This is a genomic window from Streptomyces sp. Ag109_G2-15 (genome assembly GCF_900215565.1).
GTDB lineage: Bacteria > Actinomycetota > Actinomycetes > Streptomycetales > Streptomycetaceae > Streptomyces > Streptomyces diastatochromogenes.
In genome coordinates this window covers 1,308,604-1,334,111 of record NZ_OCNI01000002.1, presented here as the reverse complement: position 1 = coordinate 1,334,111, position 25,508 = coordinate 1,308,604, and the positions used below count along the sequence as shown (strand labels likewise).

Annotated in this window: 23 protein-coding genes and 1 pseudogene; 9 read left to right on the top strand and 15 right to left on the bottom strand. The window is 71.9% G+C overall.

Annotated features, from left to right (window positions below):
- Positions 1-21: 21 nt before the first annotated feature.
- Positions 22-780 (top strand): IclR family transcriptional regulator, encoded by a 759-nt coding sequence (locus tag CRP49_RS42380; RefSeq protein WP_097258673.1) that lies wholly within the window; start codon positions 22-24, stop codon positions 778-780.
- Positions 781-879: 99 nt separating this feature from the next.
- On the top strand, positions 880-2,142 hold the full coding sequence (locus tag CRP49_RS42375) for a PP2C family protein-serine/threonine phosphatase (protein WP_257033821.1): 1,263 nt from the start codon (positions 880-882) through the stop codon (positions 2,140-2,142).
- On the opposite strand, the gene CRP49_RS42370 is transcribed toward CRP49_RS42375, so the two are convergent.
- A complete protein-coding gene (locus CRP49_RS42370; RefSeq protein ID WP_097258672.1) occupies positions 2,082-2,507 on the bottom strand; it encodes an ATP-binding protein in 426 nt (141 codons plus the stop codon). The genes CRP49_RS42375 and CRP49_RS42370 overlap by 61 nt on opposite strands.
- A gap of 199 nt (positions 2,508-2,706) precedes the next feature.
- On the opposite strand from CRP49_RS42370, the gene CRP49_RS42365 reads away from it, so the two are divergent.
- From CRP49_RS42365 to CRP49_RS42355, 3 genes are all read left to right on the top strand, one after another.
- The gene (locus tag CRP49_RS42365; protein ID WP_097258671.1) at positions 2,707-3,474 is read left to right on the top strand and encodes an IclR family transcriptional regulator; all 768 of its coding nucleotides are present in this window, start codon (positions 2,707-2,709) and stop codon (positions 3,472-3,474) included.
- A gap of 45 nt (positions 3,475-3,519) precedes the next feature.
- A complete protein-coding gene (gene glpK, locus CRP49_RS42360) occupies positions 3,520-5,034 on the top strand; it encodes a glycerol kinase GlpK (RefSeq protein WP_097258670.1) in 1,515 nt (504 codons plus the stop codon).
- 442 nt (positions 5,035-5,476) lie between these two features.
- A complete protein-coding gene (locus CRP49_RS42355) occupies positions 5,477-5,725 on the top strand; it encodes a hypothetical protein (protein ID WP_097258669.1) in 249 nt (82 codons plus the stop codon).
- A gap of 10 nt (positions 5,726-5,735) precedes the next feature.
- Here CRP49_RS42355 and CRP49_RS42350 read toward each other — a convergent pair whose 3' ends face one another.
- From CRP49_RS42350 to CRP49_RS42300, 11 genes and pseudogenes are all read right to left on the bottom strand, one after another.
- Positions 5,736-6,212, bottom strand: coding sequence for a (2Fe-2S)-binding protein (locus CRP49_RS42350; RefSeq protein WP_097258668.1), 477 nt, complete (start codon positions 6,210-6,212; stop codon positions 5,736-5,738).
- Positions 6,213-6,226: 14 nt separating this feature from the next.
- Complete coding sequence (locus CRP49_RS42345; RefSeq protein ID WP_097258667.1) at positions 6,227-8,533, bottom strand: molybdopterin cofactor-binding domain-containing protein; 2,307 nt, start codon at positions 8,531-8,533, stop codon at positions 6,227-6,229.
- A 140-nt stretch (positions 8,534-8,673) separates the two neighbouring features.
- Positions 8,674-10,617 (bottom strand): annotated as a pseudogene (locus CRP49_RS42340) (SpoIIE family protein phosphatase); the annotation flags it as partial.
- A 207-nt stretch (positions 10,618-10,824) separates the two neighbouring features.
- Positions 10,825-11,712 carry a formyltransferase family protein gene (locus tag CRP49_RS42335; RefSeq protein WP_097258666.1) on the bottom strand — a complete coding sequence of 296 codons (888 nt, stop codon included), beginning with the start codon at positions 11,710-11,712 and terminating at the stop codon, positions 10,825-10,827.
- An 18-nt stretch (positions 11,713-11,730) separates the two neighbouring features.
- The gene (locus CRP49_RS42330; RefSeq protein ID WP_097258665.1) at positions 11,731-12,258 is read right to left on the bottom strand and encodes a flavin reductase family protein; all 528 of its coding nucleotides are present in this window, start codon (positions 12,256-12,258) and stop codon (positions 11,731-11,733) included.
- Position 12,259: 1 nt separating this feature from the next.
- Positions 12,260-12,742, bottom strand: a complete 483-nt coding sequence (locus CRP49_RS42325; RefSeq protein WP_097258664.1) for a type II toxin-antitoxin system RatA family toxin — start codon at positions 12,740-12,742, stop codon at positions 12,260-12,262.
- Between the two features lie 3 nt (positions 12,743-12,745).
- Positions 12,746-14,038, bottom strand: coding sequence for an aspartate aminotransferase family protein (locus tag CRP49_RS42320; protein ID WP_097258663.1), 1,293 nt, complete (start codon positions 14,036-14,038; stop codon positions 12,746-12,748).
- Entirely contained in the window at positions 14,035-15,090 is a 1,056-nt protein-coding gene (locus CRP49_RS42315; protein WP_097258662.1) for an SDR family oxidoreductase, read from the bottom strand. Before CRP49_RS42315 ends, CRP49_RS42320 begins: the two co-directional genes overlap by 4 nt.
- A gap of 139 nt (positions 15,091-15,229) precedes the next feature.
- On the bottom strand, positions 15,230-16,366 hold the full coding sequence (locus CRP49_RS42310; protein WP_097258661.1) for an acyl-CoA dehydrogenase family protein: 1,137 nt from the start codon (positions 16,364-16,366) through the stop codon (positions 15,230-15,232).
- A gap of 139 nt (positions 16,367-16,505) precedes the next feature.
- The gene (locus tag CRP49_RS42305; RefSeq protein ID WP_143670102.1) at positions 16,506-17,912 is read right to left on the bottom strand and encodes a HAMP domain-containing sensor histidine kinase; all 1,407 of its coding nucleotides are present in this window, start codon (positions 17,910-17,912) and stop codon (positions 16,506-16,508) included.
- 34 nt (positions 17,913-17,946) lie between these two features.
- Positions 17,947-18,672: a response regulator transcription factor gene (locus CRP49_RS42300; RefSeq protein WP_257033820.1), complete on the bottom strand. Its 726-nt coding sequence runs from the start codon at positions 18,670-18,672 to the stop codon at positions 17,947-17,949.
- Positions 18,673-18,890: 218 nt separating this feature from the next.
- On the opposite strand from CRP49_RS42300, the gene CRP49_RS42295 reads away from it, so the two are divergent.
- The 4 genes from CRP49_RS42295 (at position 18,891) to CRP49_RS42280 (ending at position 23,127) form a co-directional block, all read left to right on the top strand.
- Positions 18,891-21,164: an MMPL family transporter gene (locus tag CRP49_RS42295; RefSeq protein WP_257033819.1), complete on the top strand. Its 2,274-nt coding sequence runs from the start codon at positions 18,891-18,893 to the stop codon at positions 21,162-21,164.
- A gap of 79 nt (positions 21,165-21,243) precedes the next feature.
- Positions 21,244-21,729: an SRPBCC family protein gene (locus CRP49_RS42290; RefSeq protein ID WP_097258658.1), complete on the top strand. Its 486-nt coding sequence runs from the start codon at positions 21,244-21,246 to the stop codon at positions 21,727-21,729.
- Entirely contained in the window at positions 21,726-22,133 is a 408-nt protein-coding gene (locus CRP49_RS42285; protein WP_218893024.1) for a hypothetical protein, read from the top strand. Before CRP49_RS42290 ends, CRP49_RS42285 begins: the two co-directional genes overlap by 4 nt.
- 37 nt (positions 22,134-22,170) lie before the next feature.
- Entirely contained in the window at positions 22,171-23,127 is a 957-nt protein-coding gene (locus tag CRP49_RS42280; protein ID WP_097258657.1) for an alpha/beta fold hydrolase, read from the top strand.
- A gap of 11 nt (positions 23,128-23,138) precedes the next feature.
- On the opposite strand, the gene CRP49_RS42275 is transcribed toward CRP49_RS42280, so the two are convergent.
- The 3 genes from CRP49_RS42275 to CRP49_RS42265 all read right to left on the bottom strand — a co-directional run bounded on the left by CRP49_RS42275 (position 23,139) and on the right by CRP49_RS42265 (position 25,474).
- On the bottom strand, positions 23,139-24,050 hold the full coding sequence (locus CRP49_RS42275; RefSeq protein ID WP_097258656.1) for a M56 family metallopeptidase: 912 nt from the start codon (positions 24,048-24,050) through the stop codon (positions 23,139-23,141).
- Complete coding sequence (locus CRP49_RS42270; RefSeq protein ID WP_094217650.1) at positions 24,047-24,415, bottom strand: BlaI/MecI/CopY family transcriptional regulator; 369 nt, start codon at positions 24,413-24,415, stop codon at positions 24,047-24,049. Before CRP49_RS42270 ends, CRP49_RS42275 begins: the two co-directional genes overlap by 4 nt.
- Before the next feature lie 102 nt (positions 24,416-24,517).
- Positions 24,518-25,474 carry a LysR family transcriptional regulator gene (locus CRP49_RS42265; RefSeq protein ID WP_097258655.1) on the bottom strand — a complete coding sequence of 319 codons (957 nt, stop codon included), beginning with the start codon at positions 25,472-25,474 and terminating at the stop codon, positions 24,518-24,520.
- Positions 25,475-25,508 lie beyond the last annotated feature (34 nt).

Genomic DNA, 25,508 nt, shown 5'->3' with positions numbered 1-25,508 from the left:
TGCCCGGCGCAGTCTGTTCGTATGGGCGCTCAGGACGGCCCCACTCTCATCTCGTCCGTGCAGCGGGCCTTCCGGCTGCTGGAGGCGGTGAGCGCGCACGCCAACGGCGCGCCGGCGAAGCAGCTGGCACGCGAGACCGGGCTGCCCCTGGCCACCGCCTATCACCTGCTGCGCACCCTGGTCCACGACGGCTACCTGAGCAAACTCGACGACGGCGGCTTCGTCCTGGGCGACAAGCTGAAGTCGCTGCACACCGCGGGCAGCGTGCAGACGCTGCTCAGCCGCGTCCGCCCGACGCTCGCCGCACTGCGGGACGAGCTGGTGACCGCCACCTACCTCACGTTCTACGAGGACGGCGAGATCAGGGTCGCCGAGATCGTCGACGGTCCCCGGACGCCACGGGTGGACCTCTGGGTGGGCATGGAGGACGCCGGACACGCCACCGCGCTCGGCAAGTCCGTGCTGCGGGAACTGGACGACGACTCCCGCCGGGACTACCTGTCCAGGCACCACCTCGCCGATCTCACGCCACGGACCGTCACCAGCGCTCCGGAACTGATCCGCAGGCTCGACCAGTCCCCGATGGCACCGGCCGTCACGGACCTGGAGGAGTACACGCTGGGCACGGTGTGCGTCGCCGTTCCCGTCTACGCGGGGGACATCCTCGGCTCGCTCGGCGTCTCCCTGCCGGTGGAGCGGCATGCCAGACTCGAGGAGATCCGCGCCCGGCTGATCCCGACCGCGAACCGTGTGACCAGGAGCCTCTCGCTCACTATCTGAAAATCCACGCCTTGTGGCCGCCCGCGCTCAACCCGTTTCCTTGGTTGAAACGGACATTCCGGGTGCGAACCCCGTACAGGCGAGGACTGCGGACGAGAGATGAGCCAGGCGCGACACCACTGGCCGATGCGGCTGACGAGCAACCGGGCGGGCCGGCCCCGGGCGGCTGCCCACCGGCGTGCCGCCGGGCAGCTCGCCGCCGGACTGCCCGTGCTGCCGGTGCTGATCGTCACCGTCATCGTGCTCGTCGACCTCACCGGTGGCGCGGGGATGATCTGCCTGCCGCTCCTGGTGGCCGCACCCGCGCTGGCCGCCACCACCAACGGGCCGCGCGGTGTGCTCTGCGTCGGCCTCCTGGCCGCGGTGCTGGGCGCGCTGCTCGGCACCAGGGGCGGGGTTCCCGATCGCGAACTGGCGGCCGTCCTGTCCGCCCTGCTGGCCGTCACCGCGGCCAGTGCCCTGGCCAGCGCGCTGCGCGGCCGTCGGGAACGGGTCCTCGCGGCCGTCCGCACGGTCGCCGAGGCCGCCCAGCACGCCCTCCTGCAGCCCGTACCGGAGACCGTGGGCCCGTTCCAGGTCGCCGTCCGCTACAGCGCCGCAGCGGCGGAGGCCCGTATCGGCGGGGATCTCTACGCCCTGGTGTCCACCCCGCACGGGGTCCGGCTGATCGTCGGCGACGTGCGCGGCAAGGGGCTGCCCGCGGTGAGTACCGCCGCACTCGTGCTCGGCGTCTTCCGCGAGGCCGCCTACGACGAGCCCGACCTGCTCGCCGTCGTCGACCGGATCGAGCGGAGCCTGGCGCGCAACCTCGGCCCCGACGACTTCGTCACCGCCGTGGTCGCCGGATACCCGGGGACGGGGGAGCAGCTGGAGGTGGTCAACTGCGGACACGCGCCTCCGCTGCTGATCTCGGCGTCCGGAGGGGCCGTGGCGGTGGAGCCCACCCATTCCGCTCCGCCGCTCGGGCTGCGCGCCCTGTCGGGCCAGGCCCCGCACCTGCAGCTGCTGCCCTTCGCCGACGGAGACCAGCTGCTGCTCTACACCGACGGGGTCACCGAGGCCCGCGATCACGCTCGGGAGTTCTACCCGCTGGCCGAAGGGGTGGCCCGGCACGCGTGCGACGAGCCGGCGCGTACGCTCACCGCGCTCCATGACGAGCTGCTCGCCCATGTGGGCGGCCGGCTGCACGACGATGCCGCCCTGCTCCTGCTGCGCAAGCGGACCATGGCCGAACCGGTCCCCGCGCAGTCCCGGTCAGAGGCCGGGTCGGAGGTTGGGGAGGTTGGGGCAGAGGTTGGGCTTCAGACCGCGACGAGGTCGGCCCACCGGGTGACGCCGCCCGAGTGGACGCGTATGCCGTGACGGCTCGCGAGGGCGTGGACGATCGCCTCGCCCCGGCCGTGCTCGTCCGGGTCGATCCCGACCCGGGGCTGTCCCGCCGCAAACGCCGGTCCGGTGTCGGTGACCTCGACCCGCAGGGTGCAGCGCTCGTCGACCCGCACCCACGACAGGCGCAGCCTGGCCGGGGGCAGGGCGTGCACGATCGCGTTGGTGACCAGCTCGGACACCATCAGCAGCGCGTCCTCGACGATCTCCGCGGACACCTGCCAGTCGGCGAGGACGGCCCGTACCCGGCGGCGTACGGCCGGGACGGCGCCGGCGACGGGAGGCAGCGGACACACGTGTTCGCATGCCTCCCGAAGCAGCGTATTCAGCTGAGCCGCCATGTTCTCTCCTCGGGTCTTCCTGCCGGTCGGGCGCCTTTCGTGCAGGCGCGTTTCCGGGCCTCGAAGAAAGGTATGGAGACAAACCGGGCGGGTCAATGAACGGCGGTCGGCATTACCGAACGCCCCGGATCGGGCCCGAAGCCGGCACGGCCAGTCCGCCCGTGAAGCGAAGCGCCCGTGGCGGTAATACGCTCGCTTCATGGCCGGCCCAGTCCAGTCGATCGAACGGGCGGCGGCGATCCTGCGGCTGCTCGCCGCCGGGCCCCGCCGACTCGGGCTCGGCGAGGTGGCGGCCTCGCTCGGCCTGGCGAAGGGCACCGCCCACGGCATCCTGCGCACGCTCCAGCACGTGGACTTCGTGGAACAGGACGCGGCGACCGGGAAGTACCAGCTCGGGGCCGCCCTGCTGCACCTCGGCACCAGCTACCTGGACGTCAACGAGCTGCGGTCGCGCTCCCTCAACTGGGCCGACGCCCTTGCCGCCCGCAGCGGGGAAGCGGTCCGTCTGGGGACCCCGCTGGAGGGCATGGTGCTCGTCGTCCACCACGTGTTCCGCCCGGACGACACGTTCCAGACCCTGGACGTGGGCTCCCTGCTGCCCCTGCACGCCTCCTCGCTCGGCAAGGTACTGCTGGCCTTCGGAGCGGCATCCCTCGAACCGGAGCAGGCGGCGCAGCTGGAGGCGTACACCCGGCACACCCTGGTCGCCCCCGAGCAGCTGACCCGGGCGCTCGCCGAGGTCCGGGAACTCGGCTGGGCCGCCGAGATCCAGGAGATGAGCATGGGCGAGGCCGGGCTCGCCGCGCCGATCCGGGGCCACGGCGGCCTCGTCGTCGGCGCGATCGGGCTGTCCGGGCACGTCGAGCGGATCTGCGACAGCCAGGGCCGCCCCCGCCCGAGCCAGATCACCCTGATCCGCGAGGCCGCGCGGGCGATCTCCAGAGACCTGGGGGCCACTCGCTGGTAGACCCGGACCGGCCGCTCCCCGACCCGTCGGAAGGCAGACCCGATCATGGCTGAACGGTACGTAATGTCCATCGATCAGGGCACCAACTCCACCCGATGCATTCTGTTCGACCACCGTGGACGGCTGGTGTCGGTCGCACAGAGGGAGCACCAGCAGCACTTTCCCCGGCCCGGCTGGGTCGAGCACGACGCCGTCGAGATCTGGCACAACCTGCAGCGCGTCGTGCCCGAGGCACTGTCCGGCGCCGGCCTCGACACGGGACAGGTCGCCGCCATCGGCCTGGCCAACCAGCGGGAGACCACCGTGCTCTGGGACCGGCGCACGGGCGCCCCGCTGGGCCGGGCGATCGTCTGGCAGGACACCCGCACGGGGCCGCTCGTCGAGGAGTTCGGGCAGCGGCCCGGAGAGGAGTTCTTCCTGGAGCGCTGCGGCCTGCCGCCCTCCACCTACTTCTCGGCGCTGCGGATCCGGTGGCTGTTCGACCACGTCAAGGGCCTGGAACAGCGCGCGAAGGACGGTGAGGTGCTGTTCGGAACGATCGAGAGCTGGCTGATCTGGAACCTCACCGGGGGCGCCGACGGCGGCCTGCACATCACCGACCCCACCAACGCCAGCCGCACGATGCTGATGAACATCCGCACCCTCACCTGGGACGAGGAGCTGCTCTCCTTCTTCGGTGTGCCCCGCTCGATGCTGCCCGAGATCCGATCGTCCGCCGAGCGGTACGACGACGCCCGCGCGCTGCTCCCGGGCGTCTCCATCACGGCCGCCCTCGGCGACCAGCAGGCCGCCCTCTTCGGCCAGACCTGCTTCTCCCCGGGCGAGGCGAAGTGCACCTACGGAACGGGCAGCTTCCTGCTGCTCAACACCGGCAACGACCTGGTGCGGTCCCGGAACGGACTCCTCAGCACCGTCGCCTACAAGATCGGGGACCAGCAGCCGGTCTACGCCCTGGAAGGCTCGATCGCCGTCACCGGCGCGCTGGTCCAGTGGTTCCGCGACCGCCTGGGACTGATCAGCAGCGCCCCGGAGATCGAGACCCTCGCGCGGACGGTCGAGGACAACGGCGGCTGCTACATCGTCCCCGCCTTCTCGGGCCTGTTCGCACCCCACTGGCGCAGCGACGCGCGCGGGGTCATCGTCGGCCTCACCTCGTACATCACCAAGGGACACCTGGCGCGTGCGGTCCTGGAGGCCACCGGCTGGCAGACCCGGGAGGTCGTCGACGCCATGAACGCCGACGCCTCCCTCGCCCTCACCCAGCTCAAGGTGGACGGCGGCATGACGGCGGACAACCTGCTCATGCAGTTCGTGGCCGACGTGCTCGACGTGCCCGTGGTACGGCCCATGGTCGCCGAGACGGTCTCCCTCGGCGCCGCCTACGCCGCCGGACTCGCCGCCGGCTACTGGTCCGACCTGGAGGTACTGCGCCGCAACTGGCACCGGGCCGGGCAATGGCTGCCCGACATGGACCCCGAACGGCGCCAGTGGGAGTACGAGAACTGGCAGCGGGCCGTGGAGCGGTCTCTGGGGTGGGTGAGACCGCCGCGACCTTCCTGAGCCGGGCTCTCCGTCAGACCTGCGGTCCGGTCTCGGCGGCCAGGGTCGCTGAGCCGGTGCCGGACTTGATCGCCCGGATGGACAATGGACTTGATCGCACAGCTTTTCCGCGGCCGCGGAGAGGACCAGCAGACGGCCATCGAGGCCCAGTTGGACAACAACACGGCCCTGGTGGTGCGGGCCGGCGACGCCGAGCGGGTCCGTCGGACTCTGCTTCCCCTGTGGCAGATGGAGTTGGAGTCGCTGCTTGGCGAACACCCGGACGCCGCCGGCGAACTGCGAGAGCTGATCGGCGAGATCCAGCAGCGGCTGTCCGAGACGCAGCGCGCATGGGTGCAGAACAACGTCGCCAAGGACGGCGGGCAGGTCTTCGCGGTCCAGGGCGGCAACGTCATCGTGCACCAGGCTCCCCGGGACAGGGAGGCGGCGGCGGAGCCGCCCAGTGACCCAAGCGGTCCCGGGCCCCCGGCAGGTGGTCCGGGTCGAGGGCGGGTTCGGGTACGGCGTCATCGGTGCCGATCTGCCCGTCTTCCCCGACCGGGGCCCGGTCTATCTGCTCTCCGAGTACCGTCCGCCCGCCGCCTCCGATGACCCCTCGGCGGGCCTGCGCGGCGCTGCGGTCTTCACCCGTGGCGACCACCTCGCCGCCGACCGGCTCGCGGCCTACGACGCGACCGGGACCGGGTTGTGAAGTGGACCGGTCACATGTTCGCGGCTCCGGCCTTGATGGCCTCGCGGATACGGAAGTAGGTGCCGCAGCGACAGATGTTGCGGATGCCGTCCAGGTCGGCGTCGGTGATCTCGCGGCCCTCCTCGGCGACTCGGCGGACCAGCGCGACGGCGGCCATGATCTGGCCCGGCTGGCAGTAGCCGCACTGGGCCACGTCATGGTCGAGCCACGCCTGCTGCATCGGGTGCAGGTCCGCCCCCACCGTGGCCGGAAGTCCTTCGATGGTGGTGACTTCGTCGGTCGGCTGCAGGTTCCCGACCGGAATCGCACAGGGGTTGACCGCCTTGCCGTTGAGGTGGCTGGTGCACGCCTTGCAGACGTTGATGCCGCAGCCGTACTTGGGACCGGTGACGCCCAGAACGTCGCGCAGCACCCACAACAGCCGCAGGTCGTCGTCGACATCGACGGTGACCTGCTCGCCGTTGAGGCGGAAAGTGTGCTCGGGCACGGAGGCTCCTAGCGTCAGTAGGCGTGGTCCAGGCCGTCGGTCGGGGACGGAGGGATGGGCGGGACGGTCGGTTTGGGCGTGAAGGAGAGCGTGCCGTGGTTGATCGGAAAGCGCGTCGGCATGGTGCCGGTGGCGCGGCCGTAGGCACAGGCCACCGCGGCCATCGACGCGGCGACGCCGAGTTCCCCCGCACCGCCGGGCTCGCCCGTGGTGGTCGGCATGACGATGATCTCCAGCTCGGGCGGTGTGTTCCACTGCCGGGTGTAGAAGTAGTTGTCCCAGCTCGCCTCGAGGAAGTAGCCGTCGCGCAGGTGCAGGCTGGAGGTCAGGGTCTGCGCGATGCCGTCCATGACGCCGCCCATCATCTGGGCTTCCAGACCGCGTGGGTTGACGGCGAGGCCGACGTCCACGGCGAAGACGGCCTTGGTGACGCGTGGTCCGGCCACACCGTCGCGGATGGGACGGTTGACGGTCTCCGGCCGGCAGTCGATCTCCACCAGCGCCGCGCTGACCGAGTGGTACTCGGAGTGGAAGGCGATGCCCTGTGCGGTGCCGGCCGGCATCGTCCGCCCCCAGTCACCGACTTCGGCGACCTTGTCCAGCACGGTCCGGGAGCGCTCGTCGTGCAGGAACGCGCGCCGGAACCGGAAGGGGTCCTTGCCCGTCTTCGCCGCGAGCCGGTCGACGACCAGCTCCCGGGCGCAGGTGACGTCGGGCGAGTAGACGTTGCGCATGCTCCCGGTGTTGAAGTCCTTGTTCGTCTCGCTGAGCAGCCGGCTGCTGACACCGAAGTCGTAGGGCATCGACTGGGAGAGCTGGAAGAACGTCTCGGAGAAGCCGACGTCGCCCACCGGCAGCCTCGCGGCCAGGGCGGTGAAGACCTCGCCGAGCCCATGGCTCAGGTCCGTGGCGACGCTGGTGTGCCGCTGCTGGTAGCCGAGCACGGTGTTGCCGAGGTAGGAGATGCGGACGCGTGAGGTGGCCATGGGGTGGGCGCGCCCCTGGCGGCAGTCGTCGGCCCGGTGCCACATGAGCTTGACCGGCTTGCCCATCTTCTGGGAGGTCTCCGCGGCTTCCAGCGCGGCGTCGAAGAACAGCTTCCGCCCGAAGGACCCGCCGCCTTGAGCGACGTGCACGGTGACCGCGCGGGCCGGAAGCCCGAGCCGGGCGGCGATGGTCTCCTGGGCGACGATCGGCGACTTGAGCGACGCCCACACGTCGGCGCGGTCGTCCCGCACGTCGGCGATCGCGCAGTTGGGTTCCAGCGCGCTGTTCCCGCGGAAGCCGAAGGTGAACTTCCCTTCCACGCTCGGGGTCAGCGGCGGGAGCCCGAGGGGCAGCTCGGCGGCTCGCAGGTCCTCCAGCACCGACTCGTCGGACTGCCCTTCCGCGCTACCGGGCCGCCACACCACGTGCAGGGCGCGTACGGCGTCGATGCACTGGCCGAAGGTCTCCGCGCGCACCGCCACCCCGGTGGAGATCACGACGGCGTCGGTGACGCCCGGCATGGCGCGGACCTCGTCCAGGTTGGACACCGATCCGACCGTGCCGTTGATGGTCGGCGGACGGCACACCATCGTCGGCCTGGCGTCCGGGACGTCGAGATCCATCGTGAACTTCTTGCGCCCGGTGACCGCGGCGAGCGCGTCGATCCGGTTGCGCGGTGTGCCGATGACGGTGAAGTCCTCGCGGGGCTTGAGCTCCACGGCCACCTGCTGGGTCCGCACGCTCGCGGCCTTCTCGGCGAGCGCGCCGATGCCGATGCTCCGGCCCGCGAGATCGGTGACGACTCCGGCCTTCAGGGTGAGGTCGGTGACCACCGCGCCCAGCTCGGTCGCCGCGGCCCGCAGCAGCCGGCCCCGGGCGACCGCGGCGGCGACCCGGATCGGACGGTAGGTCGAGATGGTCGTGTTGGACGCGCCGGTGAGCTGGTTGAACAGCAGCTCCGGCCGCGCGTCGGCCAGGGTGACCCGCACCCGCTCCAGCGGTACGTCCATCTCCTCGGCGATCAGCATCGCCGTCGACGTGGTGATCCCCTGCCCCACCTCGGCGCGCGGCAGCGCGAACGAGACGGTGCCGTCCGTGTGGACCTCGACGGTGATCAGGCTCGAGGTCGGCAGAGCCGCCGCGGTCATCACGTCGTTGAGGTCGAGCAGTTCCGTGGGTTCCGGTGACGGAATGCCGGCCTCGGCCTCCGGCGCCGCACCCAGCTCGGCGGCGGCCACCAGGGTGGAAGCCGCGAGCACGTACCCGAGGAACCGCCTGCGCCCGACGACGTGCGTACCGGATTCCGGGTGCGTCGAACGATCGGCGCTGGTCATCGACGGGAGGACCTCCGCTCTACGCCACCATGGCCACTTCCGCCGGCCGCGTGACTCTGTCACCACCCAACTCGGTGGTTCTATCACGGACTTCCGGGTGCGCAGCAGGGGTCCCGCCACGTCGGCGGGACCCCGCTGAACAGACCGCGGCCGCCCTCGTCGAAGGTCCGCGCACGGCGCAGGTGCGGAGCGGTGCTGCCGGCGTCGAAGACCTCACAGGTCAGCGTGGACTGGAGGATCATCCGCAGCTGGATGGGGCTCTTGCCGTAGCGGATCGCGTTCGTCACCAGTTCGCTGACCACCAGTTCCGTGGTGAAGCCCAGCTCTTCCAGCCCCCAGGCGGCCAGCCTGTCGGACGCGTAGGCGCGGGCCCCGGAGACGGCCGCCGGGTCGGACGGAAGGTCCAGCGTGGCGACGTGGTCGGGGTCGAGTGCCCGGGTCCGCGCCAGGAGCAGGGCGACGTCGTCGGAAGGGCGGCTCGGCAGGAGCGCGGCCAGCAGACCGTCACAGGTCTCGTCCAGCGACTCCGGCGCCCGGGCGAGGGTGTCGCTCAGCACCGTGCGTGCGGTGTCCACGTCACGCACACGGCTCTCGAGGAGGCCGTCGGTGTACAGCGCCAGAAGACTGCCCTCCGGCAGTTCGAGCTGGGTGGTCTCGAAGGGGAGTCCGCCCAGGCCCAGGGGCGGGCCGATCGGCATCGCCGTCGGCGGTCGAGGGAGTCGCCACGGCCGGCAGCACATGACCGGCGCTGGCCAGGGAGCACAGGCGGGAGACGGGGTCGTAGACCGCGTACAGGCAGGTGGCGCGGATCTCGCCCTCGTCCCGTGCCTCCTCGCGCTGCAGGCGGATGACCACGTCGTCCAGATGCGTGAGCAGTTCGTCGGGCATCAGGTCGATGTCCGCGAAGGCGCGGACGGCCGTGCGCAGGCGGCTCATGGTGGCGGAGGCGTGCAGGCCGCGGCCGACGACGTCACCCACGACGAGGGCGACGCGGGCTCCGGACAGCGGTATCACGTCGTACCAGTCACCGCCCACGCCCGCGCGGGATCCGGTGGGCAGGTAGCGGGAGGCCGTGTCGACGGCGGACTGCTCCACCGGGCGTTGCGGCAGCAGGCTGCGCTGCAGGGTGAGCGCGGTGGAGCGCTCGTGGGTGTACCGGCGGGCGTTGTCGATGTACACGGCTGCTCTGGCCACGATCTCCTGGGCCAGGAGGAGATCGTCGTCGTCGAAGAGGGCGGCGGTCCGATGGCGGGAGAACTGGGCGAGACCCAGGGTTTCTCCGCGGGCCCGCAGAGGCACCAGAAGCATCGAGTGGAAGCCAAGGCCTCGCAGGGTGCGTCCGCTGTCCGGAGACGGTGCCCACCGCGCGGGCAGGCCGGAGGCCGTGACGCGGTGCAGCAGGGCCTGTCCCGTGGCCAGTGCGCGAGCCGGCTCCGACCCCGCGGGATACGTGTGCGTGTGACCTGTGGCGACTGCGGAATCCGGGCAGCCGCCCAGGATGGACCGCTGGGCGATGCGGCGTAGTAGGGGTGTGTCCGTCGGCGGGTACGTGCCCTCCTCGTGCAGAACGGAGTCGAGGAGGTCGACCGTGACGAGGTCGGCGAAGTCCTCGGTGCCGAGGTCTGCCAGCTCCTGGGCGGTGCGGGCGGTGTCGAGCGTGGTCCCGATCCGCCTGCTCGCCTCGTTGGTCAGGATGAGGCGCCGCTGCAGCCGACGGTCGCGCTCGTCCTGGTACGCGGCGACGACCTCTTCGGAGCCGCGGTCGACGTAGGCGAAAGCCGTCTCGACGAGTTTGGCCGTCGCCTCGTTGACCAGCTTCGAGTCACTGGTGAGACGGGCGGCCTCGGGCTGCATCAGCTGGAGCAGGCTCATGTGGCCACGTCGAGGCCGTGCTCGAGGACATCCAGAAAGGTGGTGACGTGTCCGGTCGTCTCCTGCACCGACAGAGCGGCGAGATCCTCGTCCTGCAACAGCTCGGGAAACTCGCTGCGCAAGCGTTGCACCATCATGTCGACCGACTGGTCCACCTGCGGCCTGAGCTGTCGAGCCAGACGACGAAGGAACACATCGACCTCGGTCCCCATGATGAAAACGTACCGAAATGCCAGGACGCGCGCCCGTTCTAGCGCTGCTAGCCGCCGCCGAGCGCGCGGGGCCGACGATCTCCCCGTACGGCGACACGTGCGAGCCGGACACAGGGGTGATCCTCCCGGTCGGGTCGAGGTGCGGGCGCAGGAAGCAGTGGCGGTATCCGGGGTGGGCGGGGTCCTCGGCGACTTGCAAGAGGGGCTTCACCGTGCGGTGCGGCCCGTGCCGGGCAGGTGCCCGTCGGCGTCGGTGGCCCCGGTGCCGCGGACGACGGCCAGGAAGTCCCGCAGCGTGACGAGCCTCAGGCCCTCCCTGCGCGCCAGGGCGATGTGGTGGCGCTCGGGGTAGGAGTAGTAGGAGCCCCCCTCCGGTTGTGGCCGTGCCTCGTCGAGGAACCGGTCGAAGTCGGCCAGGACCTCGTCCAGCATGCCGACCCCCGCGCGGTTGACCCAGGAGTCGTTGAACAGGACGCTGCGACCCGGGGGCGGGGAGGTGGTGCGCCGGGCGAGGACGGGGCCCGCGTCGATCTCCCGGTTCTCGATCAGGTGAGCCGAGATGCCGAAGGGCGTGCCCGGCTCCAGGGCGCTGAAGAGGGTGGGGAACAGGCCGCGGCAGTGCGGCAGGAAGGCGGCGTGCACGTTGATCACCGCGTGCTTGGGCGCGGAGATGACCCGTTCGCGGATGATCTGGTCGAACCAGTAGATGACGATGAAGTCGAGGTCGGCCCCCTCCAGTTGCGCGGCGACCTCGGGCGCGTTCACGTTGCCCGTCCGGATGTGCAGGATGCCGTGGGCCTCGCACAGTTCCGCGACCGAGCGGCGGGTGCGCCGGCCGCCGCGCAGGGGGGCGAGCAGCCGGTCGGCGCGGACTGCGGCGGGGTAGAGCATGAACGAGCAGGTCAGGTACGTCATGAAGGCGAGCCCGGAGCGGCGCACGTTGCGGTACGTCTGCCGGAGGAGGCCGCCGCGGCTGGTGGCGTACACGTCGCTGGTGACGACGACCGCGATCTCGTCGTGGTGCCGCTCGATGATCGTCTCCAGCGCGTCCCCGAGCTGGGCGCATTCGGTGCTGAACAGGGCGATGCGAGGCATGGTCACCTCCTGGGTGGCTCAGGCGAGTTGGCGGTAGCGGCCGGCGTGCCGGACGAGTGGCTGCCCGTCCCGGTGGCGGCAGTCGAGGGCGCGTCCGATGACGATGACGTGGTCGCCGCCCGGGTAGGTCCGTTCGACCGAGCACGCGACCCAGGCCAGCGCGTCGTCCAGGGCGGGCATGTCCTCGTACGTGTGCCAGGGCACCGCCGTGAAGCGGGCTTCGGGGGACGTGCCGGGCGCGGCGAAGGCCGAGGCCGTCGCCGAGGCGCCGACCGGCAGCACGTTGACCAGGAAGTTCCCGCGGGAGCGGATGCGTTCCAGGGTCTGCGACCGGGCTCCGATGCCCAGCAGGACGAGGGGCGGGTCGAGGGACAGCGAGCAGACGGCGCTGGCGGTGACGCCGGCGGGCCCGGCCGCCGTCGTGGTCGTGATGACGGTGACGCCTGTGGGGAGTTGGGAGAAGGCGGCGCGCAGCGCCGGTGCCAGGGGGACCCCGGAGGGGGCCGGTGGGGGCGGCACCGCCGGGGCCGGGGGGATGGACGGCATCTCAGCCTCCGGTGGTCTGCAGGTCGTCGGCGTCCATCGCCGTGGCGAAGACGAGCGTGTCGCCGAGCAGTCCGACGAGGATCGCGCTGATGTTCTCCCGCAGGGTCCGCTCGGCGATCGGGTCGATGATGCGTTCCAGGGAGGGCATGCCGAGGTCGAAGTCCGCGGCGAAGCGGACCGTCGTGTCGTCTCCCGTCCCCAGAACGGTCCAGGCGCCGTCGAAGCGCTCGAAGTCGCCGTCGACCTGCTCGAAGCGGAGGGCCAGGTTCGCGGTGTCCACCGTGTCCCGTTCGGACCAGCGGAGTTCGCCGTTGCGGAAGTTCACCGACCACTCCGACAGGAGGGTGCCGTCGGGTTCGGTGCGGACAGTGACCTCGCGTACGGCGTCGGTGTGCGCGGGATAGCGCTCGAAGTCCTTGAGGCGTTCGAAGACGGTCAGCGGATCCGAGCCGGGCAGCAGGGCCTCGATCGCTACGTGTCGCATGGTTCAGGCGGTCCTCTCGGCGAGCTGGGGCTGGGGCTGGGGTTCGGGGTGGCGGGCGGCGACCGCCGTCGCGGCACGGTGGACGGCGTCCAGCAGAGCGCCGATGTCGTTGCGGCCGATGACCGCGGGCGGGGTGAGGCGCAGAACCCGGTGGGCGTTGAGCGAGTGGTTGACCAGGACCCCGCAGTCCATCAGCTCCATCACGAGATCTCCGGCGACCCCTTCGTCGACGAGTTCGACGGCGATGAGCAGCCCGGCTCCCCGGACCTCGCGGACGAGATGGGGACAGACCTCGTGCAGCATCGCGGACAGGTCGTCGCGCAGTCGGGTGCCGATGCGCGCCGCCCGCTCGACCAGCCCCTCGGCCGCGATGGTCTCGACGGCGGCCGCCGCGGCGGCGCACGCGACCGGGGAGCCCGCGAAGGTGGAGGTGTGGATGAAGGGGTCGCGGCTGAACGGCGCGTAGGCCTCTGCCGTGGCGACCATCGCCGCCACGGGGATCACGCCGCCGGACAGGTTCTTGCCGACCAACAGGATGTCCGGGGTGATGCCTTCGCGGTCCGCGCCCCACCAGGTCCCCAGCCGCCCGAGGCCGGTCTGCACCTCGTCGAGCACCAGCAGTGCGCCATGGGTGCGGCAGGCCCGCTGGACCGCCGTCAGGTAGCCGGACGGTGGGATGACGACGCCGTTCTCGCCCTGTACGGGCTCCAGGACGACGCATGCGTCGGGCGTGGCCGCCAGCGCCTGCTCCAGGGCATCGGCGTCGCCGTACGGCACGTGCTGGACGTCGGGGACCAGCGGTCGGAACGGTGCCTGGTACAGCTCCCGGGCGGTGAGGCTGAGCGCGCCCATGGTCTTGCCGTGGTAGCCGCCGGCGGTCGAGATGAGGTGGCGCTTGCCGTGCGCGCGGGCCAGTTTGATCGCCGCTTCCGTAGCCTCCGCGCCGGAGTTGACGAAGTGGACGTACTCCAGACCGGCCGGGGCGACGGCGGCCAGCGCCTCGGCCGCCCTTGCCGCTACGGGTTCGAGCAGGATCCGCGTGGCGAGGGCGTGCCTGCGCAGCTGCGTGCCGACTGCCTGGACGACCTTGGGATGCTGGTGGCCGAGGAGGAACACGCCGTAGCCGCCGCAGTCGATGTAACGGCGCCCGTGCGCGTCCCAGACGTGGACACCCTTGGAGGCGACCTCCACCAGGCCGCCGGTCACCTCCGCGAGCCGGGCCCGGCCGCGGCTGATGTGGCGCCGGTAGCCCTCGGCGACGGCGGCGGGGTCGACCTGGCGTTGCTCCGGGGTCACGCGGCCACTCCCTCGGGCGTACGGGTGCGGACCAGGTTCCTGGCGTGCGCGAGGTGGTCGATCGACGCGTTCACGGCGTCGTGGACCTCGTCGGCGGTGAGCGGTCCGGGCCCGCCCGGGACGTCGCCGAGCGTGCACGGGAGCGGGGTGGCGGTGTCGAACAGCGCCGTCATCGCCAGCATGTCGTCGAACCGGCGGCGGGCGGCCGGCGGCAGCGGGTCGATGAAGACGGGACGGACCAGCCGGTCGACCATGTCCGGGTCGACCAGGCGCGGCCTGGGCATCGGGATGCCGAAGGCCTCGGCGCGGTCCTGACAGGCCTGGACGACCTCTCCCGCCGTCGGCGCCGCCTCGCCCGCGGTCAGCCAGTGCTCGGCACCGGCGAACGGCAGGTCCACGAGCGCGGCGAGCGCCTGGGCGGCCGTGTCCCGCGGGATGACGTCGGCACGGGCGGAGGGATCGAGCGGGAGCAGCGGCAGGGTGCCCTTGAGCAGCGCCGTCACGATGCCGTGCAGCCCCTGGAACCGGGGGATGAACCCGGTGGCCCGGTCGCCGATGACGACCGAGGGACGGGCGATGGTGTACGGCAGCCCGGAGGTCCGCACCCGTTGCTCGGCTGCCCGCTTGGAGTCCAGGTAGTGGTCGGGAACCGCGGTCGCCTCGCCCTGGGCGCGCCCGGCGGTCTGCCGGGTCAGGTCCGTACGGGCCACGAAGGCCGTGCTGACGTAGAGGAGTTCGGCGCCGGCGCGGCCGGCGAACTCGATGACGCGCTCCGTGCCGCGCGTGTTCAGGTCGGCAGTGGCCTGGGCACCGGCTCCGAAGTCGGTGGTGGCGCCGCAGTGCACGACGGTGTCGACGATGTCCGTGAGCCACTGGTACGTGGCGTCGTCCACGCCCAGCCGGGGTGCGGTGAGGTCGCCGCGGACCTGTTCGGCCGGGACATGGGAGGTGTGGATGAGGGCGATGACGCGATGGCGGCCCAGCAGGGGCAGCAGGGCGCTGCCGAGCACGCCGGACGCACCGGTGAGCAGGACGGTCTTGCGCTTGTTCAAGGGAGATCTCCTGGCGGGGCTCACGCGGGCGTGCCGCGGAGTCGAGGAAGAGGTGAGGTGTGGGGGAGGGGCGGTGAGGTGTACCGGGGTGGCGGCGGTCCGGTGTACCCGGGTGCAGGGCGGTGGAGGTGCGTCCGGCTCACGCCATGGTCAGCGCCGCGCCCGCGAAGTAGTCGCGGAGGGCTCCGGCCATGCGGGACCGGGACGGCGGATGGAAGGCGAGGGCCTGGGTGCAGCCGGCCAGGTAGGCGACCTGCGGATCGCTGATGAAGGCCATCCCGCCGAGCGACTCCACACAGCGCTGGACGGCGCGGGCGATGGAGTCCTGCGCGGCGTAGCGGCACACCAGCGCCGCCGCCAGCGCCTCCTGACCGCCGAAGCCGGCGCCCAGCCGGAAGGCGATGCCCTCGACGGAGCCCATCACTGCCTCCAACTCCACCACCAGAGCGGCCTGTTCGGTGACCGGGACGCGGTCTGCGCGCAGGACGCGCTCGGCCAGGGCACTCGCGACACCCAGGTATGTGGCCGTCATGAGCAGCTCGAACCACAGGAACCCGGCGGTCTGCAGCGAGTCGAGCCCCCCGGCGGCCCCGGGGTCGATCCGCACCAGCAGGTCCTCGGGCACCGGGACGCGGTCCAGCACGACCGCCTCGCTCTCCGCACCGGCCAGCAGGGGCGTGCGCCAGAACGGTTCCACCCGCAGGCCGTGCGAGTCCGCCGGGATCAGGGCCACGGCCATCTGCGTGCCCTCGCCGTCGGAGAGCGGCACGGTGACGGACGCGGTGAGCAGGTCCATCGACCGGGCGAGGCTGCACGGCCGCTTGCTGCCGGAGACCAGGATCTGTCCGTCCTGAGCCTGCTCGGCCCGCATGGTCGGAGACAGGATGTGCCGGCCGGGCTGCCCCTCGGCGAACCCGGAGGCCAGGAGGAGGCCGTCCCGTGCGACGCCCTCCAGGAGCATCCACTCCAGGCCCTGGGTGGCCCGATGGGTCTCGACGAGGCCGGCCACGGAGAAGTGGTGCATGGTCGTGGCCACGGCCAGCGATGGCGACCGGGAGGCCACGGCACGCTGGACGCGTACGGCCTGGACCGCGTCGGCGCCGGTGCCGGAGTGTTCCGCGGGCACCAGCAGAGCGGGCCCGCCCACCTTCTTGAACGCCTCGAAGGCCGGGCTCTCGGGCCGCTCCAGAACCTCCCACGGGTAGTCGGTCAACGTGTCGTCGAGCCCTGGCAGCAACTCGTCGAGCACGGCGCGTTCGTGGCGCAGAAATCGCATGCTTCCCCCTTGGTGCACGCGTTCGGTCTGGGACGTTCACGACGCTAGGGGTGTGCGGTGCAGGGTCTGTGCAGAGGAGCGGCAACTCCCCGTCAGACGTGTCTGCACTTGGCCGGAAAGGGTTTGAACCGTCCTTGGGTCAAGAAGGGTTCCGCGTGCGGGTGACCGATGCCACCCCTGGCATGTCCCGCTTGAGGTCCACCTCGGCGATCAGGCCGTGCGGTTCGGCCGCGGACAACCGGAGCGCGCCGTCGCCGGCTTCGAGCAGCGTCGTGGCGATGGCCAGACCCAGTCCGGAGCCCCTGCGGTCGCCGTGCTGCTCGCCGCGCCAGAACCGGTCCGTCGCCCGCGCCAGGTTCTCGGGCGGCATGCCCGGTCCCTCGTCCTCGACCGTCACCCGCACCCGCGTGTCGTCGGCCCAGGTCCGTACGGTGACCCGCCCGCCGGGCGGCGAGAAGCCCAGTGCGTTGTCCAGGAGCACGTCCAGCACCTGGTCGAGGACACCAGGTTGGCAGGAGGCCACCGCCTGCTCGCCCTTGACCACGACGGTGACGTCGGTGGCCGACGCCTGGGCGCTCCAGGCGCGGGCGCGGGACTCGGCGACCGAGCGGACCTCCACCGGCACCGCCCCGTGCCCGGGCTCGGCGGCACGGGCCACCACCAGCAGTTCGTCGAGGATCCGGCCGAGGTGCTCGGCCTCGTCGACGGCCACCGTCAGATGGGGCCGGCCGGCCTCGGTGACCGCGCTCTCCAGCACGTCGATGCGCAGCCGGAGCGCGGTGAGCGGATTGCGTAGCTGGTGCGAGGCGTCCGCGACGAAGCTCCGCTGGGTTTCGATCAGTGCGACGAGCCGGTCCGTCATCGCGTTGACGGCCGCCGCGAGTTCGCGGATCTCCGCCGGACCGCTGTCCCCCGGCGCCCGCGTGTCGTACCGGCCCTGCGCGATCGCGCCGACCGCGCGGTGCAGCTGCTGCACGGGGCGCAGACTCCACCGGGACAGCGGTACGGAGGCCACGGTGGCGGCCAGCAGTCCCAGCCCGGCGACGCCGAGCAGCACGGCGCTCTGCCCCATCGCCCGGGAGCGCAGGGACGTGGTGGGCGCGAGGGTGGCGACCGCCGCGATCGTCCGCCCGTGCTCGAAGACCGGGGAGGCGACTAACGACGGCTTGGCGGAGATGTTGAAGGGGTAGTTCAGCGGAAGGTTCGGCCGCCCGTCCAGCGCGCGCCGCACGATCAGCCGCCACTCCCGGCGGCTGACCCGCGTCCCCGGGCGCGTGGTGAAGGCCACTTCGCCCCTGTTGTCGAAGAGCAGCACGACGCTGTCCTTGCGTCTGCCGTACTCCGTGGCCTGGCCGGCCCAGGCGGTGTCGGACGCGGGAGCGGCCGTGCGGGCCGCCGAGGCCGCCAGCTTCTCGGTCTCGTTGACCTGGGCGATGGCCAGGTGGTGGTACTCGATCATGGAGAGACTCAGGGCGAGCGGGATCCCCAGCGCCAGCAGCAGGATCGCGGTCAGCGACAGATAGGTGGTCAGCAGACGGCGGCGCACGGCCGGCACCTCCCCGCGGCTCCGGTCGGCGCGGTCACCGCTTTCCCGGCGAGCCGAGGCGGAAGCCGACGCCGCGCAGCGTCTCGACCCAGTCGTACGACCCGAGTTTGTTGCGCAGACTTCCGACGTGCACGTCGAGGGTGCGGGTCGATCCGTACCAGTTCTCGTCCCACACCCGGGAGATGATCGCCTCCCTGGTGTGGACCGTCTCGGGTTCCTCCACCAGCATCACCAGGAGGTCGAACTCCTTGCGGGTGAGCTGCAGCCGCCTGCCCTCCAGCGTGGCCGACCGGCTGCGCAGATCCACCTCCAGGCTCTCGGCGGTCAGCAGCTCCCGCGCGCCGCCGTGGCACGCGGCGTCGTGCCCCCGCTCGCCGAGGCCACAGCGGCAGGAGCGCCGGGACACGGCCTCGATCCGCGCGTTCAGCTCGTGCACGCTGTACGGCTTGACGACGTAGTCGTCGGCACCCGCGAGCAGGCCCATCACCCGGTCGATCTCCTCGGCGCGTGCCGTCAGGGCGATGACCGGTACCGGGGACAGGGCCCGGATGCGCTTGCACACCTCGACCCCGTCCAGGTCCGGCAGCCCCAGATCCAGGAGCACGAACTCGCAGCCGTCCAGGCGCTCCAGCGCGTCAGCGCCGCTGTGTACGACGACGATCTCGTGCCCGCGCATGCTCAGCGCCGCACTCAGGGCGTCCGCCACGCGCACGTCGTCCTCCACGACCAGGATGTTCATCGGTTCCCCCGCGTCGGTCATGGCTCAGCCCGGTCCTCTGGGCCGGCCCCCGTGAGCTGTTCTACTAAGTAGTTTAGTGGTAGCCGGCCGGAAGGGAATTGCAGTTCGTCTGAACTGCGCCTGTGACTCCGCTGTCCCTCACCTCCCTACCGTCGGTGACACCCGCTCCGCGGCGATCGGGCGGCAGCCCCGCCGCCCGTGCCCCGTCGCCGCGGAGCCTTCCGCCCCTGGGAGCTGCTGTGAGCGACACATCCACCAGGACCACGCCCGAACATGAGGCGTCCCGCACCCCATCGCCGCCGGGCGGACGTTCCCGCCTGGCGGCGATGGGGCGGGCCGTGGCCCGCCGACGGCTGCTCGTCCTGCTGCTCACCCTCGTGGTCGTGGCCATCGCGGCGGTCCTGGGCGGTGACGTCGCCCAGCGGCTGTCCAGCGGGGGATTCACCGATCCGAAGTCCGAGTCCAGCAAGGCGGAACGGTTTCTCGCCGACCGGTTCAAGTCCGGCGTTCCGAACCTGGTGCTGGTGGCCCGCGCACCCGGCTCCGTCGACGCCCCCTCCGCGTCCGCCGCGGGCCGCGAACTGACCGAACGGGTCGCGAAAGCCCCGGGCGTGCTGTCCGCGGGCTCGTACTGGACGATGCCCGGCGCGGCCCCGCTGCGCTCCAGGGACGGACGGTCCGCCCTGGTGCTCGTCCGGCTCGGTGGCGGCGAGGACGACTTCCGCGCCACCGCCAAGCGCCTGGTCCCGAAGGTCAAGGGGAAACAGGGTGTCCTCGACGTGTCCGTCACCGGCTCCGCCCAGGTCTCCGTGGAGATCGAGAAGCGCAGCGAGGAGGACCTGGCCAAGGCCGAGGCCATCACCGCCCCGGCGACCCTGCTGATCCTGCTCGTGGTCTTCGGCAGCGCGGTGGCGGCGGCCCTGCCGCTCGCCGTGGGACTGCTGTCGGTCCTCGGCACGTTCCTCGTGCTGCGCCTGCTGTCGGCGGTGACGTCGGTGTCCGTGTTCTCCACCAACATCACCACGGCGCTCGGGCTCGGACTGGCCATCGACTACAGCCTGTTCGTCGTCACCCGCTACCGGGAGGAGCTGGCCTCGGGCCGGGACGTCACCGAGGCCATCGCGCAGACGGTGCGTACCGCCGGCCGCACCGTGCTGTTCTCCTCGGTGACCGTGGCCCTGTCCCTCGCCGGTCTGCTCGTCTTCCCGCTCTACTTCCTGCGCTCGTTCGCGTACGCCGGCATGGCGGTCGTAGCCTTGGCCGCGGTCGGCGCCGTGGTCGTCCTTCCCGCCCTGCTGGCGCTGCTCGGGCGCCGTATCGACGCCTGGAACATCAACCGTGCGCTGCGCCGACTGGTCCCGCACCGGCGCGAACGCGGGCCCGCGACGGAGGAGTCCGGCTTCTGGCACTGGCTGGCCACCGCCGTGATGCGCCGGCCCGTGCTCTTCGCCCTGGCGGTCGTCGCGGTGCTGGTCACCTTCGGACTGCCGTTCACCCGCGCCTCGTTCGGCATCACCGACGACCGGGAGCTGCCCGCCTCAGCCCCCGCCCATGTCGCCGCCCAGGCGCTGCGGGACGACTTCGACAGCAGTGAGTCCTCCGCGCTCTCGGTCGTCCTGCCCGACGCCGACGCGGGCCGGGTCGGCTCCTTCGCCGCCCGGATGTCCGCCCTGCCGGGCGTCTTCCGGGTCGACGCGGCGACGGGCTCGTACGTGAACGGCCGGCAGGTGGCGCAGCCGGGTCCCGCCGCGGTGCGTTTCCGGGCCCCGGGGGCCACCTGGATGTCCGTCGTCCCCTCGGTCGAGCCGTACTCCGACGCGGGCACGCGCCTGGTGCAGCGACTGCGCGGCGCACCGGGCGCGCCGGGGACCGTCCTGGTGGGCGGCCAGGCGGCCCTGCTGGTGGACACCCGCGACGCGCTGGCGGCGGGGCTGCCGTGGACCGGGCTGATCATCGCCGGTACGACGCTGGTCCTGCTCTTCCTGTTCACCGGCAGTCTGCTCATCCCGCTCAAGGCGGTCGTCTTCAACCTGCTCAGCCTGAGCGCCACCTTCGGTGCCATGGTGTACGTCTTCCAGGACGGCCATCTGCAGTGGCTGGTGGGCGACTTCACGGTCACCGGTCTCCTGGACATCAGCATGCCGGTCCTGATGTTCTGCGTCGCCTTCGGCCTGTCCATGGACTACGAGGTCTTCCTGCTCTCCCGGATCAGGGAGGTCTACGTGGAAACCGAGGACAACACCAGGGCCGTAGCCCTGGGTCTGGAGCGCACCGGCCGGCTGGTGAGCGCCGCCGCGCTGCTCTTCGCCACGGTCATGGCCGCCTTCGCCACCTCCGGGCTCACCCTCCTCAAGCTCCTCGGCGTGGGACTGGCCCTGGCCGTGATCATGGACGCCACGGTCGTCCGCGGTCTCCTCGTCCCGGCCGTGATGAGGCTGGCCGGACGCGCCAACTGGTGGGCTCCGAAGCCGCTGCGCCGCCTGCACGAGCGCCTTGGTCTGAAGGAGGCCTGACGCCCTGCGGACGGCTGTGCGTCAGGGGAGGGCCGTGCGCCGTCCGGAATCGGCGCCGAGCAGGAAGGGGTAGCGCGTGATGCACGAGCCGACCGCCGTCGGGAGCGTCCACGTCTCCGCCCGCCCCCGGACCGTCTACCGCCTCGTCACCGACCTGTCCCAGTGGAGGCGGTTCGTCGCCGAGTGCAGAGTGGCGCCGGGGGAGTTCACCGCGAGGGCGGGCGAGCGGTTCCGCGGCACCAACCACCACGGCCCGATGCTGTGGCGTACGACAGCGACCGTGACGCACGCCGCGCCCGAACGATGCTTCGCATTCCGGGTCACTCTGTTCGGCCGCCCCGTCTCCAGCTGGCGCTACGACATCGTGCCGACCGCGCACGGCTGCCGGGTCACCGAGAGCACCCGCGACCAGCGTGGCCCTGTCCTGCGCGTGATCTCCGTGCTCACCACCGGAGTCCTCGACCGCGCCGCCCGCAACCGCCGCAACATCGAACACACTCTGGCCCGGCTCAAGTCCGCGGCGGAGGCCCTGGAGAACGACGGGAACGAAAGGACACGTTCATGAACCGCATCGTGCTCTCCGGACTGACACAGATCGCCCTTGGAGCCGCCACCGGCTTCCCGTACGCCCTCGCGGTCACGGACGCCGACCGGCTGCGCCACGCCGGGATCAAGGCACCTCAGCGCATCCGGCAGTTCCATCTCGACCTGATCATCATGGGATCGCTGGTCGCCATGGCCGGCACCGCCGTCCCCGACATGCCCCGCTGGGTGGCCGCGCCCCTCGTCATCGGCGGCTGGACGAACGCTCTGTCCTTCGTACCCCCCGCCCTCGAACCGGAGGCGGAGCAGCACCCGGTCTACCGCTCCGCCGTAGCAGCCTCCTTCGCGACGACGGCCTTCGCCTGGGTCGCCCTCGCGGCCGTGACCCGCCGTCGCCTGCGTGCCGCCTCGCGCCGGACCGGCTGAGCACGTGAACGCAGTCCATCGGCAGGAGGAGACGACCATGTCAGCTCTCCCCAATCTGCGCACCGTGGTGTACGCGGACGACTACGCCAGGCCCGCCTCGCCGGGCTGGCGGGGTATCGACTGGGTAGCCCGGGAAAGGGACTTCTCCCTGCACGGACGCCGCGTGCACTACGTCGACCACGGCTCGGGCGGCGAAGCGTTCGTCCTCGTGCACGGCATGGGCGGGCGCTGGCAGCACTGGCTGGAGAACATCCCCGCCCTCGCCCGCCGGGGCCGCGTGGTCGCACTCGACCTGCCGGGCTTCGGCCGCTCCGAGGCGCCGAGGTCCGGCTACTCGCTCGACGGGTTCGCCGATGCCGCAGCGGCGCTGTGCCATGAACTGGGGCTGCGGCGCGCGGTGTTCCTGGGGCACTCGCTGGGCGGGCCCGTGGCCATTCGCTTCGCCGTGCGGCACCCGGAGCTGGTGCGGGCGATCGTCCCCGTGGCGGGCGCCGTCGACCTGTTCGGCGACGTGTTGAGCGGCCTCCGGATGCCGAAGGTCGCCCGGATCTCGCCCCGCACGGTGACCTCCACCGTCTTCGAGGTGCTGACCGCAGGCCTTCCCGTGCCCGCCCTGCTGCGCCACCGCGTCGCGGCCGCTCCGCGCCTGCGTCGGCTCGTACTCTGGCCCTATCTGAACGATCCCGTCCGGGTGCCGCCCGACCTGGCGTCCGTGCTGGTCGACGGTGCGGGTGCGCGGGGGGTCCTGCCCACGGCGCGTGCCCTGGCGGGCGCGGACGCGTTCGCGGGGATCACGAGGGTGCGCTGCCCGGTCCTTGTGGTGAACGGGGACCGTGACCCCATCTCGCCGCTCTCCCGACTGGACGGTTTCGCCCGTACGACCGCCCCGTTGGAGGCCGCCGTCATCGAACACACCGGTCACCTGCCGATGCTGGAGCGCCCGGATGCCTTCAACGCCGTGGTCGGGCGCTTCCTGGACACGCTCGGAGACTGAGAAAGGACAGATCAGCCGAGCAGCGGCGGGCAGGCGACCAGGAGCGGCAGCAGCGGAACGGTCGCCACCAAGGCTGCCGCGCATCCCCGGAGTGCGGGATGAGGGCTCCTGCGCGGGCCGAGTACTCGCTTCAGGCGGATGAGGACGCCGAGGCCGCCTGCCGCGAACGCGCCCTGGGGAGTGCGCGCCGCGGCCATCTCGTAGAGGGCGGTGGCCAGCACCTCGCGGGAGTGGCTGCGCAGTGCGCGGTCGTCGGCGATCATCTCCAGCAGGAGTGCCGTCTGCTCACGGGAGTGGCGCGCCAGCGGAAGCCGCCGGAACACGGAGTGGAACGCCTCCGTGGCGGCCAGGGCCAGATGGTGACGGCCCCCGATATGGGCCTGCTCGTGGGCCAGTACGGCGCCGAGCTGTTCCGGCGTCAGCCGGCGCACGGCGGCCTCGCTGATCACGATCCGGGGGTGACGGCCGGGCAGGCAGTAGGCGGCGGGGGTCTCGTACGGCAGGACGGTGGCACACAGTCGTGCCGAGTGCCGGCCGACCAGGTCCACGGCTTCCCTGTGGCGTGCCCGCGCCCGGCGGGCCCGTACGACATGGCAGGCGAAGCTGGAGACCAGAGCGATCCCGACGGCGGCGGCCAGGGCGACCGCGAGCCGGTCCGCGGTGTCGGGTTCGGGCCGGCCCGAACCCGCACGCAGTCCGCAGGAGTGCAGCAGCCCTGCGAGGCCCGCGTGCAGGTGCTCGCCCGGCATCGCCAGGTGGTACACGGCGAGCGCGGCCGCGATCGAGAAGGAGAGCGACAGGGCCTGCCACACCGCTGCCGCCAGCGCGGGAGCCCGATGGGGCCAGCTACTGCGCACCAGCACCCGCGGGGCCAGGAAGCCCAGGGCCGCCGTGTAGCCGACCAGTGCCGGAGCCGCGTTCACGACTTCGCCTGTCGTCCCACGTTCCGCAGGGCCTCGTGCAGTGCCGCCAGTTCGTCCTCGGACATGTTCTCGACGAAGTGGACCAGTGCGGCGGGACGGTCCTTGCTGGCTTCCAGGCCGTCCTCCATCAGCGCGGCGGCGTACGCCTCACGGCTGCGGACGGGCGTGTACGTCCAGGCGCGCCCCTGCTTGCCACGCAGCAGCCAGCCCTTGGTGTACAGGATGTTGGCGACGGTCATCACCGTCGTGTACGCGATCTCACGACTCCTGTTGATGTCGTCGACGACCTCCCGAACCGTCGCGGGACGGTTCCAAGTCCAGAGGCGGTCCATGATCTCCGCCTCTAGGTCCCCCAGCCGTCGCATGGCCCGGACATCCTTTCGCCGCCGAGTACGCAGGGTCATAGTAGACGGGCGGCGAGCCAGGTGAACCCCGCGAGCTGACCTTGCGCCCGCCGCACAGCTCTCTCACGCGCCCCACAGCGTGACGTACACCGGCGGCCGGAACCGGGAGGGCGGGACGCCCGCGCCGGGCGCGCGCATGATGCGGGTCGCCGCGGGCGTGTGCAGGAAGTGCAGGAACGCGTCGGTGGGCGGGGAACGATGCTCGGGCTGCAGGACGGTGGCGTGCCACGTGGCGTCCGACGGCGTGGCCGGGGTCTCCAGGATGCGCAGCTCGTCACGCCGGATGCGGGGCGACACCAGATGGGCCGGCGCCGGTGCCACCCCCGCGCCCTCGGCGGCGGCCGCCCAGGTCGCGGCCTGGTTGGGGAACACCCACACATGTCCTTCGGCGACTCCGAGCCGACGTAGCAGCCGACCGGAGTCCGCGTCCGGATCGGTCCCGGAGGCATCGACCAGCCACGACCACTGCGGCGGCGGACCGGGCGGCCGCGGCGACCTGGCACCGGTCACCACCACCAGCTGGGTGCGGAACAGCGGCTCGCTGACCAGTTCGCCCCTGCGGGCGGCGCCGAGATACGGCCCGAGCGCGACGTCGGCCAGCCGGTTCTCCACCAGCACGCGTATCTCGTTGCCGGCGGCCACCCCGAACGAGGTCTCGGTCCTGCGCCCCGAGCGACAGGCGAAGGCCTCCACGAGCGACGGGAGCACGAACTCGGCCAGCGTGCTCGTGGCGACGACCCGCAGTTCGTCGGGGGCACCCCGTGCCGCCCGCACCGCGGCTTCGGCATCCGCGCTCAGCGCGACCATCCGCGACGCGACCGGCAGCAGCCGCGCCCCGGCGGGCGTCAGCCGCATCCCACCGCCGCCGGTGCGCCGGATGAGCGGATCGCCGAAGTGGGTGCGCAGCGCGGCGAGCGCCTGTGACACGGCGGACTCGCTCACGTCCAGAGTCCGCGCCGCGGCGCCCACCGAACCGAGCCGGGCAACCAGCACGAAGGTGCTGAGCTGCGTGACGGTCACCGTCCCATTTTCTCGCGTTTGGGGCGATAAGTGA

Excerpts from the sequence above, each read along its gene's own strand:
- CRP49_RS42330 (WP_097258665.1), bottom strand. The coding sequence starts at position 12,258 with ATGCCGTCCATCCCCCCGGCCCCGGCGGTGCCGCCCCCACCGGCCCCC.
- CRP49_RS42280 (WP_097258657.1), top strand. The coding sequence starts at position 22,171 with ATGTCAGCTCTCCCCAATCTGCGCACCGTGGTGTACGCGGACGACTAC.
- CRP49_RS42380 (WP_097258673.1), top strand. The coding sequence starts at position 22 with ATGGGCGCTCAGGACGGCCCCACTCTCATCTCGTCCGTGCAGCGGGCC.
- CRP49_RS42345 (WP_097258667.1), bottom strand. The coding sequence starts at position 8,533 with ATGACCAGCGCCGATCGTTCGACGCACCCGGAATCCGGTACGCACGTC.
- CRP49_RS42365 (WP_097258671.1), top strand. The coding sequence starts at position 2,707 with ATGGCCGGCCCAGTCCAGTCGATCGAACGGGCGGCGGCGATCCTGCGG.
- glpK (WP_097258670.1), top strand. The coding sequence starts at position 3,520 with ATGGCTGAACGGTACGTAATGTCCATCGATCAGGGCACCAACTCCACC.
- CRP49_RS42370 (WP_097258672.1), bottom strand. The coding sequence starts at position 2,507 with ATGGCGGCTCAGCTGAATACGCTGCTTCGGGAGGCATGCGAACACGTG.
- CRP49_RS42270 (WP_094217650.1), bottom strand. The coding sequence starts at position 24,415 with ATGCGACGGCTGGGGGACCTAGAGGCGGAGATCATGGACCGCCTCTGG.
- CRP49_RS42375 (WP_257033821.1), top strand. The coding sequence starts at position 880 with ATGAGCCAGGCGCGACACCACTGGCCGATGCGGCTGACGAGCAACCGG.
- CRP49_RS42285 (WP_218893024.1), top strand. The coding sequence starts at position 21,726 with ATGAACCGCATCGTGCTCTCCGGACTGACACAGATCGCCCTTGGAGCC.
- CRP49_RS42335 (WP_097258666.1), bottom strand. The coding sequence starts at position 11,712 with ATGCCTCGCATCGCCCTGTTCAGCACCGAATGCGCCCAGCTCGGGGAC.
- CRP49_RS42290 (WP_097258658.1), top strand. The coding sequence starts at position 21,244 with ATGCACGAGCCGACCGCCGTCGGGAGCGTCCACGTCTCCGCCCGCCCC.
- CRP49_RS42310 (WP_097258661.1), bottom strand. The coding sequence starts at position 16,366 with ATGCGATTTCTGCGCCACGAACGCGCCGTGCTCGACGAGTTGCTGCCA.
- CRP49_RS42325 (WP_097258664.1), bottom strand. The coding sequence starts at position 12,742 with ATGCGACACGTAGCGATCGAGGCCCTGCTGCCCGGCTCGGATCCGCTG.
- CRP49_RS42300 (WP_257033820.1), bottom strand. The coding sequence starts at position 18,672 with ATGACCGACGCGGGGGAACCGATGAACATCCTGGTCGTGGAGGACGAC.